The sequence below is a fragment of the Microbacterium sp. RURRCA19A genome (genome assembly GCF_900156455.1).
In the GTDB taxonomy this organism is placed as follows: domain Bacteria; phylum Actinomycetota; class Actinomycetes; order Actinomycetales; family Microbacteriaceae; genus Microbacterium.
Map to the genome: position 1 here is coordinate 1,439,004 of NZ_FTNQ01000001.1, position 12,471 is coordinate 1,451,474.

The 12,471-nt window shown below is 70.7% G+C and carries 15 protein-coding genes; 5 read left to right on the forward strand and 10 right to left on the reverse strand.

The features are described 5' to 3' along the window. Positions 1 to 16: 16 nt before the first annotated feature. The 4 genes from BW982_RS06895 to BW982_RS06910 form a co-directional block, all read right to left on the reverse strand. Entirely contained in the window at positions 17 to 868 is an 852-nt protein-coding gene (locus tag BW982_RS06895; RefSeq protein ID WP_076491251.1) for a helix-turn-helix domain-containing protein, read from the reverse strand. Continuing rightward, entirely contained in the window at positions 865 to 2,982 is a 2,118-nt protein-coding gene (locus tag BW982_RS06900; RefSeq protein ID WP_076491252.1) for a right-handed parallel beta-helix repeat-containing protein, read from the reverse strand. Before BW982_RS06900 ends, BW982_RS06895 begins: the two co-directional genes overlap by 4 nt. Further along, positions 2,975 to 4,261 carry a glycosyltransferase gene (locus BW982_RS06905; protein ID WP_139327337.1) on the reverse strand — a complete coding sequence of 429 codons (1,287 nt, stop codon included), beginning with the start codon at positions 4,259 to 4,261 and terminating at the stop codon, positions 2,975 to 2,977. The genes BW982_RS06900 and BW982_RS06905 overlap by 8 nt, the downstream gene beginning before the upstream one ends. A 73-nt stretch (positions 4,262 to 4,334) precedes the next feature. Next, positions 4,335 to 5,315 carry a right-handed parallel beta-helix repeat-containing protein gene (locus BW982_RS06910; RefSeq protein WP_076491253.1) on the reverse strand — a complete coding sequence of 327 codons (981 nt, stop codon included), beginning with the start codon at positions 5,313 to 5,315 and terminating at the stop codon, positions 4,335 to 4,337. A 40-nt stretch (positions 5,316 to 5,355) separates the two neighbouring features. Here BW982_RS06910 and BW982_RS06915 point away from each other — a divergent pair, with 40 nt between their 5' ends. Then, positions 5,356 to 6,177: an endo alpha-1,4 polygalactosaminidase gene (locus tag BW982_RS06915; protein ID WP_076491254.1), complete on the forward strand. Its 822-nt coding sequence runs from the start codon at positions 5,356 to 5,358 to the stop codon at positions 6,175 to 6,177. 63 nt (positions 6,178 to 6,240) lie between these two features. On the opposite strand, the gene BW982_RS06920 is transcribed toward BW982_RS06915, so the two are convergent. The 4 genes from BW982_RS06920 to BW982_RS06935 form a co-directional block, all read right to left on the reverse strand. Then, positions 6,241 to 6,807, reverse strand: coding sequence for an FBP domain-containing protein (locus tag BW982_RS06920; protein ID WP_368483023.1), 567 nt, complete (start codon positions 6,805 to 6,807; stop codon positions 6,241 to 6,243). 175 nt (positions 6,808 to 6,982) lie between these two features. Next, entirely contained in the window at positions 6,983 to 7,369 is a 387-nt protein-coding gene (locus BW982_RS06925; RefSeq protein WP_083696537.1) for a PPOX class F420-dependent oxidoreductase, read from the reverse strand. Next, positions 7,363 to 7,905 (reverse strand): 2'-5' RNA ligase family protein, encoded by a 543-nt coding sequence (locus BW982_RS06930; protein ID WP_076491255.1) that lies wholly within the window; start codon positions 7,903 to 7,905, stop codon positions 7,363 to 7,365. The genes BW982_RS06925 and BW982_RS06930 overlap by 7 nt, the downstream gene beginning before the upstream one ends. Before the next feature lie 7 nt (positions 7,906 to 7,912). Then, positions 7,913 to 8,290 carry a DoxX family protein gene (locus BW982_RS06935; RefSeq protein ID WP_076491256.1) on the reverse strand — a complete coding sequence of 126 codons (378 nt, stop codon included), beginning with the start codon at positions 8,288 to 8,290 and terminating at the stop codon, positions 7,913 to 7,915. Positions 8,291 to 8,461: 171 nt separating this feature from the next. Here BW982_RS06935 and BW982_RS06940 point away from each other — a divergent pair, with 171 nt between their 5' ends. After that, complete coding sequence (locus tag BW982_RS06940) at positions 8,462 to 8,755, forward strand: sigma-70 family RNA polymerase sigma factor (protein WP_076491258.1); 294 nt, start codon at positions 8,462 to 8,464, stop codon at positions 8,753 to 8,755. Between the two features lie 36 nt (positions 8,756 to 8,791). On the opposite strand, the gene BW982_RS06945 is transcribed toward BW982_RS06940, so the two are convergent. After that, on the reverse strand, positions 8,792 to 9,130 hold the full coding sequence (locus BW982_RS06945) for a DUF7882 family protein (protein WP_076491261.1): 339 nt from the start codon (positions 9,128 to 9,130) through the stop codon (positions 8,792 to 8,794). Positions 9,131 to 9,331: 201 nt separating this feature from the next. Between BW982_RS06945 and BW982_RS06950 the strand changes: the two genes are divergently transcribed. After that, positions 9,332 to 9,787: a MarR family winged helix-turn-helix transcriptional regulator gene (locus tag BW982_RS06950; protein WP_076491263.1), complete on the forward strand. Its 456-nt coding sequence runs from the start codon at positions 9,332 to 9,334 to the stop codon at positions 9,785 to 9,787. A 5-nt stretch (positions 9,788 to 9,792) separates the two neighbouring features. On the opposite strand, the gene BW982_RS06955 is transcribed toward BW982_RS06950, so the two are convergent. Further along, entirely contained in the window at positions 9,793 to 10,113 is a 321-nt protein-coding gene (locus tag BW982_RS06955; RefSeq protein ID WP_076491266.1) for a DUF7882 family protein, read from the reverse strand. Positions 10,114 to 10,264: 151 nt separating this feature from the next. Between BW982_RS06955 and BW982_RS06960 the strand changes: the two genes are divergently transcribed. Together BW982_RS06960 and BW982_RS06965 are read left to right on the forward strand one after the other, a co-directional pair. After that, a complete protein-coding gene (locus tag BW982_RS06960; RefSeq protein WP_083696538.1) occupies positions 10,265 to 11,287 on the forward strand; it encodes a glycoside hydrolase family 6 protein in 1,023 nt (340 codons plus the stop codon). Positions 11,288 to 11,422: 135 nt separating this feature from the next. After that, complete coding sequence (locus tag BW982_RS06965; RefSeq protein ID WP_175611048.1) at positions 11,423 to 12,406, forward strand: response regulator transcription factor; 984 nt, start codon at positions 11,423 to 11,425, stop codon at positions 12,404 to 12,406. Positions 12,407 to 12,471 lie beyond the last annotated feature (65 nt).

Consider the following 12,471-nt stretch of genomic DNA (forward strand, 5'->3'; position numbering starts at 1 on the left):
CCGGCCCCGCCGTGGCTCAGATCACATGCCCGGTCTCACGTACCCACTGGTCGAGCCGCCACACCGGTACCCGGAACACCCGGGCGACGTCCGCGATCGCGTGATGCCCCTCGACGACGGAGGCCACGGCGAACTCCTGCAACGAGCGGAAGTTCCGCCCGGCGAGCGGACCCACGCGAAGGTCGGCGAAGGTTCGCGGCGCGGTGGCCGGCTGGGTGCCCGACGCGACGAAGACGTAGGCCGACGCCCCCTGCATCCCCCGCTCGGCCGCGCGTTGGTGCACGCGCGGAGCGACCGAGGGCACGTGCGCGGGCGGGACGGATGGGGCGTGCGCCGGGGCCGGCGGGGGCGGGGCGGAGTGATGTCCCGCGGATGTCGCCGGTGTCTGCCACGGGGCCGGCGGCAGCACTTCCGTCCCGGGTGCGATGTGCGGCGAGAAGCCCGTGCCGGGCGCGCGCTCGGCGGGGGGTCGATGCATAGGAGCGGCCGGGGCTGCGTCCGGTTCGGGCGCCGTCCGCGAAGTCATCCAGGGCGCGGGAGGAAGCTCCCCACCCCAGATCACGGGGCTCGGCACCACGTGGGGGCTCGAACTCGGCGCGTCGATCGCGTCGGACGCCGGAGTCGCGGCGATCCCGTCGCCGAACAGGTCTGACACACCGACCTCGAAGACGTCGGCGAGCGCCACCAGCACCGCCAACGGCACCGCGGTGCGACCGGACTCGATCGACTTGATGCGCTGCTCGGACAGCGCGGCTTCGAACGACAACGCGGCGAGCGACATCCCGCGAGCCAGGCGCATGGCACGCACCCGCTCGCCGAGCGTGCGGAGAACGGCGTTCAGCCGATCGTCTTCGTGCTCCTCGGTCATCGACGACTCCCTCCCCCGGTCGGGTTGTGCGCTGCCGCGTCGACCCACTGTTGCAGTCGCCACTGCTGGATGCGGAACAGGCGCGCGATGGTCGGCACTGAATACCCTCCTTCGAGCACAGCCGCCACGGCGAACTGCTGCAGGGAGGCGAAGGTGCGGCCTTCCAGGGGACCGGTGCGCAGGTCGGCGAACGAGCGGGGCCGATGAGGCGCCGGGCGAGGGCCGACCGTCGTCGGCGACGCGGCCGGGCGCGACGCGAGACGCGCCTCGGTGGACGCCGACGCGGGCCCGCGCCTGCCGGAACCGGGCCGAGGCGTCTCGGCGGTGGGAGTGGGCTCGCGTCGCGCCGGGTCGGGTGGCGCCCATCCCGCAGCGGGGGCGTCGGGGCGGTAGGCCGCCACCTGCTCCTCGCCGTGCCGCAGCAGCGCCTCGTGCAGCAGCCTCCGGAGCTTCTGGTGTTCGCGACGGCGTCGCCAGAGCACCGGCACCCCGATCGCCGGGATCAGGAGGACCAACGCCCACATCCACATCATCGGATGCTCGTTCATCCAGCCGACCCAGGCCCACTGGAACGTCCAATCGGTCTGCACGTTGCCCTGCTGCATCGTCCGGGAGCCCGACCACGCGGCCACGACGTCCTGACCGACGCCGTGGAAGGTGTTCCCGGTGATATCGGCACGAGCGTCGTCGGAGAGTTCGACGGCGAACCCGGATGCCACCCGCAGATCGTTGTCGCGAACGATCGCGGCCGCGCCGGTCAGTTCGAGCGCGATGCGGCGGCCGGCGAGTCGGGAGTCGGACACCGTGGCATCCGTGATCTTCCCGGATACGTCGAGACCCCGCAGATCGGACGAGGTGAGGTCGGCGTCGGCCACGGTGAGCCCGGTCGACGCGCCCTCGACGAGGACCGCCGTGCGCGTCTCGGACACCTCGGTGCCGCGGATCTCGGTCGCGTCGGTGGAGATCACCCGGACGCCGCCCTCGCCGTTGTCGCGCACGTGCGAACCGGTGAGCGTGAACCCCTTCGCGGGGCTCAGTCCGTACCCGCCCGACGTGGGACCGTCGGCGAGGGCGGAACCGTCGATGCGGATGCCCCATCCCGACGAGCCGGCGACCGTGGAGTCGGTGATCTTCGTCCCCGTGGACTGTCGCGAGACGGAGATGCCGTCGCCGCCGGAGTCGGTGATCGTCGTCCGCTCGACGGTGGTGTCCGACGCGCCGTTGGTCACCTCGAAGCCCGTCAGGGTGGAGCGCTCGATCGTGCTGTCCTGGATGCCCGCCTGGGTGGTATCCGAGAAGAACACCCCGTAGTGCAGTCCCGTGATCTTCGTCGAGACGATCCCCGCCGAGGCGCGGTCGTCTCCGGTGCCCGTGACGGCGAGACCACCGGTGCGACCGCTCCAGTATCCGAGATCGCGGATCTCGGCGTGACCGATGGCCAGCACGCCATCGCGGGCGCGTAGGTAAGCCCGGCCATCCGCCTCGTCGAGGTCGGGAGCGGCCGCGGATTCGTCCCAGGAGGTGATGACGAGCGGATCGCTCTCCACACCCATGACCCCGAGATTGCCGCCCCAGGTGACGATGCTGGTCGTCCCCGCGGGCGAACTCGACATCCGCACGGTCCCGCCGCCGACGAAGTCGAGTTCGGCCCCCCGCCGGATCACGACGTTGCGCAATAGCGTCACGGTCCGCTCGTCATCGATTCGGACCGCCCCCAGAGCCACCAGGTCGGCGACGTGGTACAGCGTCGCCTGCCCGTTCTGCGGAGCCAGGACGACGGTGTTCCACTGGTCCACGAGCGCGGGGTCCCCGGGCGCCAGCGCGGCCACGGCCGTCAGCCGTGCGTCCTCGGCCGCGACCAGTTCGGCGGGGCTCTTCGGAGCGGCCGGGGTCTCGCCGGCATCCGGGGTCGGAGACACCCCCACGACCGGGCCCGTCGGCGCGTCGGCGCGGAGCCAGGGCAGGAACGTGCCGGTGTGGACGAAATTGCCCGCGAGGACGACGCCGGCCACGAGCACGATCACCGCGACGACCATGATCACCCGCGCCACCCCTCGGATGGCCGGGTGCGTGTCGCCGCGTTCCAGCGCGGTCAGTGCGCCGTCGTCAGCCACGCGCCGGATCCGTGGCGTCCGCGGACGACGTCGCCCATCCCATGCTCGCGGCGGATTGCCCCTCGCCGCCCAGACTCGCCTCGGACTGCCCCTCTCCGCCCTGCGCGTCGGCGGAGCGCGTCAACCAGCCCTGCTTGTTCATCGTGAACAGCGCGTACACCTTGACGGGCAGGGCGACGAAGATGATGATCACGGTCACCAGCGGCAGCAGGACGATGTCCTCGGGACGCCGCCACAGGTGCGACATCCCGCGGATGCCACGCCCCACGAACAGCCAGACGATCGCGAGTGTGAGGGCGAGGATCGGCTGCTGCGCGCGCACCGACAGGAAGATGTAGGCCAGCGCCACGCACATCGTGAAGGGGGTCAACAGGATCTGCATCATCGTGATCTGCGAGATCAGCGGCACCTTGAAGACCCACCCGCGGCGGATCGCGGTGAGGTAGCAGCGGAACGAGTTGCGGCTCCATCGCACGCGCTGCTTCACGAAGGCCCGGAACGTGCCGGGGAACATCGACAGCGCACGGGCGCTGTCCTGGTGCGCCACGCGGAAGCCCTGCGAGAGCACCAGCCAGGTCATGCGCCCGTCATCGCCGGCGATGCATTCCTTGCCGAAGAAGATCTCGTGCTCGAGGTCTTCGACCCGGGGCTGGATGACCGAGGTGCGATAGGCCGCCGTGCGGCCCGACGCGCAGATGATGCCGCCGAAGCGCCCCATCGCGGGGGCGTAGTCCGTGTAGCGCAGGTCGATGATCCAGTCGGCCACGCGGCGCCAGATGCTCGACTTCGGCATGTACACGTTCTGGCGGGTGCTGACCGCGCCCACCGCCGGGTCGATGAACGGCATCTGGACGGCGTCGAGCATGCCGTCCTCCCACGCGGTGTCGGAATCGACGAACACGATCAGCTCGGTGTCCACCATCCGGATGCCGACACCCAGCGCCGAACGCTTGCCCCGGTGATGGAACATCACGACCTCGACCGTGGGCAGCCCCATCGCCTCGATGCGCTGCTGCGCCTCGACGTCGGCCACGTCCAGGACGATGATGATCCGTGACGGCCCCTGACGCACCCAGGTCTGGAGGCAGCGCACCAGCACGTCGGGATCCTCGTGGAACGAGGGGACCACGACCGTGGTGGTCGTGCGGTAGTCGTTGCGCACCGGACGCGACGTCGCGGCGAGCAGTTTGCGGACGAGCCAGAAGCCCCAGGACACGATCCCGAGATACCCGAACGGAAGCAGCCACATCAGCTGTTCACCGAATGAGCCCTGGCCCACGTGTCCTCCCCTGCCTGCGGCGGATACGCCGAGTTACGGTCCGGGGGTGACAGTGCAGGTTACCGTGTCCGTGTCACGTGCATGTGACGTCGCTGAGGGACACGCCCGCGGCGACCGTGTTCTCGCACGCGACGGTGTTGCCCGCATCCCGGGCGGCACCGACGACGGCGACGCCGACTCCAGCCTGCCCCGGACGGAGAACGTTCCCGGCCACGACATTGCCCGAACCCCACGGCGCCAGGATGACGTGGATGCTCACGGCATCCACGCGTCCCTCGATCGTGTTGCCCTCGAGCCGCCAGTCCGAACCTTTGAGGTCGACCGCGCTGTCGACGGCGGACGCGGCGCCCGTGGACAGCGACGAGTCGCGCACGGTTCCGCCGGTGGTGCCCTCCTTGACGTCGAGCGCCTCGGCGGTCGTGTCGCGCACGACGAGCCCGACGAACTCATTGCGATCGCTGCGGTCGGGATCGCACCCGGTGTAGCGGCACCAGTTCGACTGCGCCGAACCGACGTAGACCCCCTCGCCGAACTCGGGGTCGGTGAGTCCGGTGCGCTCGACCGTGACGGAGCGCACGGAGTTGTCCGCACTCCCCGCGCGCAGATGCAGCCCCTCCTGGCCCACGTCCGAGATCGTCAGACCGCTGAGCGAAGAATGCGTCGTCGCGTCGAGCACGACTCCCTTCTGTCCGCCCCGCACCGCGAGGTCGCGGACGTCCCAGTACGCCGCGCCCTCCAGGTGGAGCGCGTACCCATCCGCGACGTCGCCGGCGTCCAGCACCGTGCCCGTCGAACCGCACAGCACGATCGGGGCGTCCGGTGCCGCGACGGCCGCCGCGCGGAAACGTCCGCGGTACACCGACGGGGACAACTGGAGGACGTCTCCCGGGGCGGCCCCGTCGAGGGCGGCCTGCAGGGCGTCGGCCCCCTCACCCACCTGGACGGCACCGGGGGCGCAGGATGCGGAGGGAACGATCGTCGGCTCGGGCGCGCACCCCGACAGCGCGGCCGCGCACAGGGCGACCGCGATCAGGGCACTGAGGCTGCGGTTCATCGCGTCGAGTATCCCAGGCGCCGGATCGTAGGGTGGTCGCATGCCGCGCGTCGTCCCCCTCGTCGCGATCGCCGGGCTCGTCCTCGCCCTCGCCGCGTGCAGCACGGTCGCCGACGCGCCCCCACGCGACGCCTCGGCGAGCTTCCCGACCGACGCGCGCGTCGACTATCAGCTCGGCGCCGCCTACCCACCGGCCGAGGGGGTGACCCTCGTCGTCCGTGACCGCACGGCCGAACCCGCCGACGGGCTGTACTCCATCTGTTACGTCAACGCGTTCCAGACCCAACCCGGCGAGAGTGACGACTGGCCCGACGGGACCCTTCTCGAGCGCGACGGTGAGCCGGTGTTCGACCCCGACTGGCCGGACGAACGCCTCGTCGACACCTCGACCGACGAAGCACGCCGACGCGTGGTGGAGCACGTCGCCGCGTGGATCCGCGGGTGTGCGGCATCCGGATTCCAGGCGGTGGAATTCGACAACCTCGACACCTTCACGCGCACCGACGGCGCGCTCACGTTCGATGACAACGCCGCCGTCGCGGCCGCACTGGTGGCGGCGGCGCACGGGGCGGGCCTCGCAGCCGGTCAGAAGAACGCGGCCGAGTTCGCGGACCGACTCCGGGATGCCGCGGGATTCGACTTCGCGGTCGCCGAGGAGTGCGCGGCCTACGGCGAATGCTCCGCCTACTCGGACGTGTACGGTGCCCACGTCATCGACATCGAGTACACCGACCAGCTGCCGCGCTCGTTCGCGCAGATGTGCGCCGACGACGCGACCCCCACGGCGACCGTGTTGCGCGACCGGCGACTCTCGACCCCGGACGCCGCGGAGTACGCCTTCGCCACCTGCCCGCCCCGCTGACCCGGCGGGCCGCGCCGAACGGGGCCGGGCGGCACCGGGGCACCGGGGGGGGACGTGCCCGGCTCAGCCGACCATGAGGTCGCGGAAGAAGCCGTCGACGTGGGCGCGGAGACCCTCGATGCGGCGATCCCGCGCCGCCTGGGCGTCGTGACCCAGATAGGCCGGCGGGTCCAGACGCCGCACGTTGGCCGAGCACTCGAACCCCGCGCACAGGAGCGTGCCGACGGAGTTGCCCGCCTTTCCGGCGCTCCCGGCCCGCCGTGCCGCGAAGAACACGACGTCGTTGGGCAGCGTGACGTCGGAGCACCACGAGCACTGCGGCCTCGACCGGGTGGGCTGCTCGGCCTGACGCCGCTGCAGGCCGACGGCGCTCCCGTCGATCTCGGCGACGATGAACCCCATGAGGGGCGACTTCGGGTCCCGCCAGCCGAAGTAGTCGAGACGGTCCCAGTCGTGACCCGCCAGATCCGCGGGAAGGACGATCGCCTTGCGCTCGCGCAGCGAGACGTTGACGAAGCTGGATCGGACGGTGGATTCGGTGAGGGCGATCATGAGGGTCCCATCGGTGGACCGGAGGTTCTCCGGTCGGAGGGCACCCGCGTCGGTGCGCGGGAGAACGGAGGATGCCACGCCGACGGAAGTCGAACGCGGCGGGTGGGCGCACGACCCGAGGGTCGCGCGACGTCGCCGATCAAGCGGCGAGGGCCACGGGTCCGATCGCGCCTCTGCCGTCGGCGATGCGGACGCCGACGACCCCCTCACGCCCGAAGGGCATCACCGGAGGAGGGAAGGACATGCCTCCAGGTTACGCCGCCCCGGCGCGGAAGGGGGCGGATCCGAGCACCCGCTCCACGGTCATCTCCAGGACCACGCGCTCGGGGTTCACTCGCGGCCGGCGGTAGCGCGCGGTGTACAGGTCGACGGCGCGCGCGACGGCCTCGGGGTCTTCGCTCACGCGCGCGGGCCCCTCGAAGCTGATCCATCGGCCGCCGTCGACCGAGCAGATCGAGGCGCGGCCGGAGCGCTCCGCGTTGACGAACTTCTGCGTTCCGCGAGAGCCGATGACGCGCACCACACCGTCGTCGTAGGTGAAGCCCACGGGTACGGCGTGCACGCGTCCCGAACGACCGATCGTCGAGAGGGTCGCGAGGTGATACTCGGCGAGGAAGGCCAGGGCGTCGTCGTTCAGCACGATCCCAGCGTGCCACGTCCGGCGACGTGCGTGATCGTTCGGGTGGCCGCATCCCACCGCCGGATGCCGACCGCGAACGCCGCGATCGGCTCCCCGCCTTCGACGGACAGGGCGGCGAGCGCCTCGCCGACGCGGTCGACGGGCACGCGCCGCGCGAGCGTCACGTGCGGCGTCCACTCCCCCGGCACGGTGTGCGGAGCGTCGTCGCCGACTCCCGCCGACGCGTGCAGGTCGGCGTGCAGATCCAACAGCGCGATGGTCGGGATGACCGAACGCGCGAGCACGCGCGTCCGACCGGAGCCGAAGAGGACGGGCGGACCCAGCGTCACCGGAAGCGGAAGCCGATCGGACAGCCCGCCGACGGAGGAGCCCGGAAGGTCCGGGCGCACCAGGAGAGTGACGTGCGGACGGTTGCTCGCCCCCGTGTGCCGGGCCTGACTGGGCAGGTCTGCCGCGGCGAGAAGGTCCCACTCACGGCGCACCGCCGCGTCCGCTGCGGCGTCGAAGACGAACTCCAGGCTGACGACGGCGGTCATCGCCGAGTCAGCGGGTCGACCACCACGCCGCAGCGACGAGCACGGGCTGGAAGAAGAGCCGCGTGAACCGGCGGCGGTCGGTGTCGAGCCCGAACGCCGACCGCTTCTTCCGCCACTGGTCGACGTTCCCCGGGAAGATCGCGAAGTAGAACGCCGCGAGCGCGGCACCGATGCGGCGTCGTTCCTTGGGGAGCGCGACCAGCGCGACGCCGAAGGCGATCTCGACGACCCCGGATGCCACGACGACGGCGTCGCGATCGAGGGGGACGCGTTCGACGAGGGCGTCGGGCACCTGCGCCTGGAAGTCGCGTCGCGCGAACGTGAGGTGCGCCACACCGGCGAAGGTCATTGCCAGGGCGAGGGCCCATCGGACGAACGGTCTCATGCGGTCAGGCTAGACGCGCACCCGGGTGTCCGGCCCGGGCTTGACGGGACACCCCACGGGCGTCGGCGGGTCGCCGCACCGGGCACTAGGGGAATCGCCCCGCGAGCGCAACCCCCGGACGCGGAGCGCAGGGGCCGGTTGACTGAGGAGACGACGAGCCGGGAGGTGCCCATGACGCTCACCGTCAGCCCTTCCGCCCCGCTCGGCGAAGTCGACCTGGATGCCCTCCTCGTCCGTGCGGCGACCGGGGACTGCGACGCGTTCGTCGCCTTCTACGACGCCACCTCGCCCCGCGTGTACGCGGTCCTGCTGACCCTCACGCGTGACGCCGACACGGCGGCATCCCTTCTCGAGGGCATCTACGTCGAGGCCTGGGAGCGGATGCGCGGACGCTCGGCACCGCCGTGCCCGGGAATGGAGTGGATGTCGCTCATCGCTCACCGGCACGCGTCGGGCCGGCGCTGAGATGACCGTTCCCGCGGGACCCGTGTCGGCCCCGCGTCACGCCGTCCGGCGAGCGGGCTCTCCGGCATCGACGGGCACCGCGGTATCGAGGTCGATGGTAAGGCCGCTCGATGAGTTGGCCGAATTGGCGTATGACTGCAGCAGAGCGGGATCGAGCATCTCGGGTTCGACCGCGCCGAAGACGAAGCGGAGCGGAATCGACGGCTGGATCCAGATCGTGCTGCGCCCGCCTTCTTCCCCCTCGGCGTGGCGCCAGGACATCGTGAAGCTCTCGCCGCGGCGGAGTTTGGTGGCGATGACCACCTTCACGTGGGCGAGCACACGGTCCGGTATCCGGATCGGGCGCTCGGACGACCCGTAGAACAGTAGGCCCATGAGCATCTCCTTCCGGAGTTTCGGCAATTCGTATTTTACTAGATTGCCTAACTATTACCTAATGAATCACGCAGGAATATCCGGCACACGCCAAGTTTCTTTACCGTTCACCCAGGGCTTCGCCGGGTCCATCGCATCACTGGAATCTCGTTCGCCTAACTAGACTGTCGCATCGGGCGGCCGGACCCTTACAGGAGAGCCATGACGATCGTGACTGAAGACGACCCCTCGACGGTCGCCGCCCGCGCCGTCGAGAGACTGCGTCTCGCCGAGGCCCGCCTCGCCCGGCGACGCCAGACCGACTGCGGTCCCAGTGAGAACGCCCGCGCGGCGATGCGGCTGATCCTCGAGCGTGCGGACGAAGGCGCCACCGTGACCCCCACCGAGATCGCCCAGGCCCTGGCCGTCTCGACGGCGTCGGTCACGGGGATGCTGGATCGTCTCGCGGCCGGCGGCCTCATCGGTTTCGTGGCCAACCCCTCGGACCGGCGCAGCAAATTCGTGGTGCCCTTCGACCGGAGTGCCGACGTCGATGCGATCGACCCCGTCACAGCACGGATCCGCGAGTTCGCGCTCGACCTGCCGCCCGGAGCCGCCGACCATCTGGCGGACTTCCTGGACCGCGTTCGCGAGGTCGTCGATGCGGAATGCCGCTGACGGGATCAGACCGTCGCCGGCTCCACGGCATCCGGATCGGGTTCTCCGACGACCGTGAGCCCGTTCGGTGAACTCGCCTCGTGCATGAGCTCGTCGACCCAACGACGGTTCACGTGCGGCGGACGACTGCCGTAGAAGTGGAAGACCAGCGGGATCGACGGATGGATCCAGAGGGTGCGTGTACCACTGCCGTCACCCACCGGGAAATGGAACATGAACGGCTCGCCTCGGCGCAACTTGTTCATGAAGACCAACCGCAGGTGAGCGAGCGTCCGGTCCTCGATGTCGAACGAGTGACCGAGCGCGTTGTAAACCAGTTTGCCCACGTTCCGAGGGTATCCGGTCCGCTGGGCTAACCAGTACACGCGGGCCGTGCGAGTGCTGGGAATTTCCGGATCGGGTCCATAATCACCGCGTCGGCTCCATACCCTTCGGAGCTCGGCCGCAGCGCTCGAGCCCTCGGCTAAAGTCTCGAGGGTGGGGAGAGCGCACCGCCCGGGTCGACGGCGCCGGATACCTCGGCCGGTCCTGGTCACGGGAGCGGTCGTGCTCGCCGTCGCGCTCCTGGCCGGCATCGCCGTCGTCGGATCGCTGGTGACCTCTTTGTTCCAGACCCTCTCGGCGCGACCCCCCGCGGTGGACACGCGGATCGTCACCCCGGACGAGTCGAAGGCGGCGAAGGCCGCGGCGCAGGCCGCGCCCGGTACTCCCGAGGCGGACGCCGCGGCGTGGCTGGCCGCCCAACCGACGACCTACTGGCTCACCCCCGAGATCGACCCCGTCGACGAGGTGTGGGACCGCATCGCGCACCTTGCCGCCGAGGCCCGCGATCAGGACGCGACGGTCTCCGTCGCCGTGTACGGACTCCCCGACCGCGACTGCGGCAATCACTCCGCCGGGGGGCTGGATCCGCAGGCCTACGCCGAATGGACGGCGCGCATCGGCGATGCTCTGCGCAACGCCTCCGACGTGCGCAAGATCGTGGTCCTCGAGCCCGACAGCATCGCGCTCGCCCCGTCGTGCGGATCGCTCGACGACCGAGCCGGATACCTCCGCACCGCCGTGGACAACATCCGCGGCGTCGACACCTGGATCTACCTCGACGGCGGGCACTCCGCCTGGCATCCGGCGACCGAGATGGCCGACCTCCTGCGTTCCACCGGGCTGATGGGCGACGTGCGCGGAATCGCACTGAACGTCTCGAACTATCAGGACACCGCGAACGAGTTCGCCTACGCGCACCAGCTCTCCGATCTGCTCGGAGGGACCCACGCCATCATCGACACCTCCCGCAACGGCGCGGGTCCGGCCGGTTCGCAGTGGTGCAACCCCGCGGGCCGACTCGTGGGCGCGGCCGGCGGAGCATTCGGCGACGGCGTCGTCGACACGACACTGTGGATCAAACCACCCGGCGAGAGCGACGGCGAGTGCAACGGCGGGCCCGCTGCGGGAACCTGGTGGCCGGATGCCGCGGTCGAGCTGACCCGCGAGAGCCGCTGATCCACGACCGCCCGCCCCCGGCTAACCGTAAGCGCCGCGAAGTATGTAAAGATGTGGCTCGGCCGCCGTGCGGCCGCCGCGACTCGGGGGAGGACGCGGGCACGGGATCCGTGCAGAAGCCGGAAGAGTGGTGGGATGAGCGACAGCACCGAGATGCTGAAGACGGCCGTGATCGTCGAGGACGACCCCGATATCCGCCACCTCCTCGTCGAGGTGCTCGAATCGGCCGGGTTCTCCACCGTGTCGGTCGGCAACGGGATCGACGGCGTCCGGGCGGTGATCGCCTACCAGCCCCTCATCACCACGCTCGACGTCAACATGCCCGGGATCGACGGCTTCGAAGCCGCCCGCCGCATCCGTCAGCAGAGCGACACGTACATCATCATGCTCACGGGGCTCGAAGAGGAGGCCGATGTCGTGCTCGGCCTCGGCGCGGGCGCGGACGAGTACGTCGTGAAACCTTTCCGTCCCCGTGAGCTGCGCGCCCGCATCGAGGCGCTCCTGCGCCGCCCACGCGCCGGCGGCTCCGCCGTCCCGAGTCCGCGCCAGGACAGTGTCGGACCGTCCTTCCCGGCCGCGCGTCCCGCCCCCGAACCCGTGGCCCCCGTCGACCCGACCCCGGCCGCCGCGCCGGCGGCCCCGCTGCCCAGCGCCCCTGTCGTCGTGCCGTCGTCGCAGGGTCCCGATCCGTGGGCCACTCCCCCGGGCACCGACCTCGCTCCCCGACCCGGCACCGAGCTCGCCTCGCGGGCGCACGGCGAACTGACGCCGAACGGCGGCCCCTGGATCGTCCACCGCGACCTCCAGCTCGACCCCGACGGCCGTATCGTTCGGGTGGACGGGCTCGAACTCGACCTCACCCGCACGGAGTTCGACCTGCTCGCCACGCTCATGGAGTCCAAGCGTCGTGTGCGGAGCAAGGCCGACCTCACCCTCGTGCTGCGCGGCGAGTCGTATGTCACCAGCTACTTCGTCGGCGAAGCCGACAAGCGAGCGATCGAAGCGCACATGACGAACCTCCGCCGCAAGCTCGGCGACAACCCCGCGAATCCCCGGTACATCGAGACCGTGCGCGGGGTCGGCTACCGTCTCACGTCGGAGCTGTCGGCGACGCCCTGACCGAGCCCGGACATCACGGATGCCTCGACCCTCCCCAGGGCCGAGGCATCCGTTTTCTGACGCGT

Coding starts and splice junctions, on each gene's coding strand:
- BW982_RS06965 (WP_175611048.1), top strand. CDS start 11,423: ATGAGCGACAGCACCGAGATGCTGAAGACGGCCGTGATCGTCGAGGAC.
- BW982_RS06930 (WP_076491255.1), bottom strand. CDS start 7,905: ATGACCGCCGTCGTCAGCCTGGAGTTCGTCTTCGACGCCGCAGCGGAC.
- BW982_RS06915 (WP_076491254.1), top strand. CDS start 5,356: ATGCCGCGCGTCGTCCCCCTCGTCGCGATCGCCGGGCTCGTCCTCGCC.
- BW982_RS06895 (WP_076491251.1), bottom strand. CDS start 868: ATGACCGAGGAGCACGAAGACGATCGGCTGAACGCCGTTCTCCGCACG.
- BW982_RS06950 (WP_076491263.1), top strand. CDS start 9,332: ATGACGATCGTGACTGAAGACGACCCCTCGACGGTCGCCGCCCGCGCC.
- BW982_RS06945 (WP_076491261.1), bottom strand. CDS start 9,130: ATGGGCCTACTGTTCTACGGGTCGTCCGAGCGCCCGATCCGGATACCG.
- BW982_RS06935 (WP_076491256.1), bottom strand. CDS start 8,290: ATGAGACCGTTCGTCCGATGGGCCCTCGCCCTGGCAATGACCTTCGCC.
- BW982_RS06940 (WP_076491258.1), top strand. CDS start 8,462: ATGACGCTCACCGTCAGCCCTTCCGCCCCGCTCGGCGAAGTCGACCTG.
- BW982_RS06910 (WP_076491253.1), bottom strand. CDS start 5,315: ATGAACCGCAGCCTCAGTGCCCTGATCGCGGTCGCCCTGTGCGCGGCC.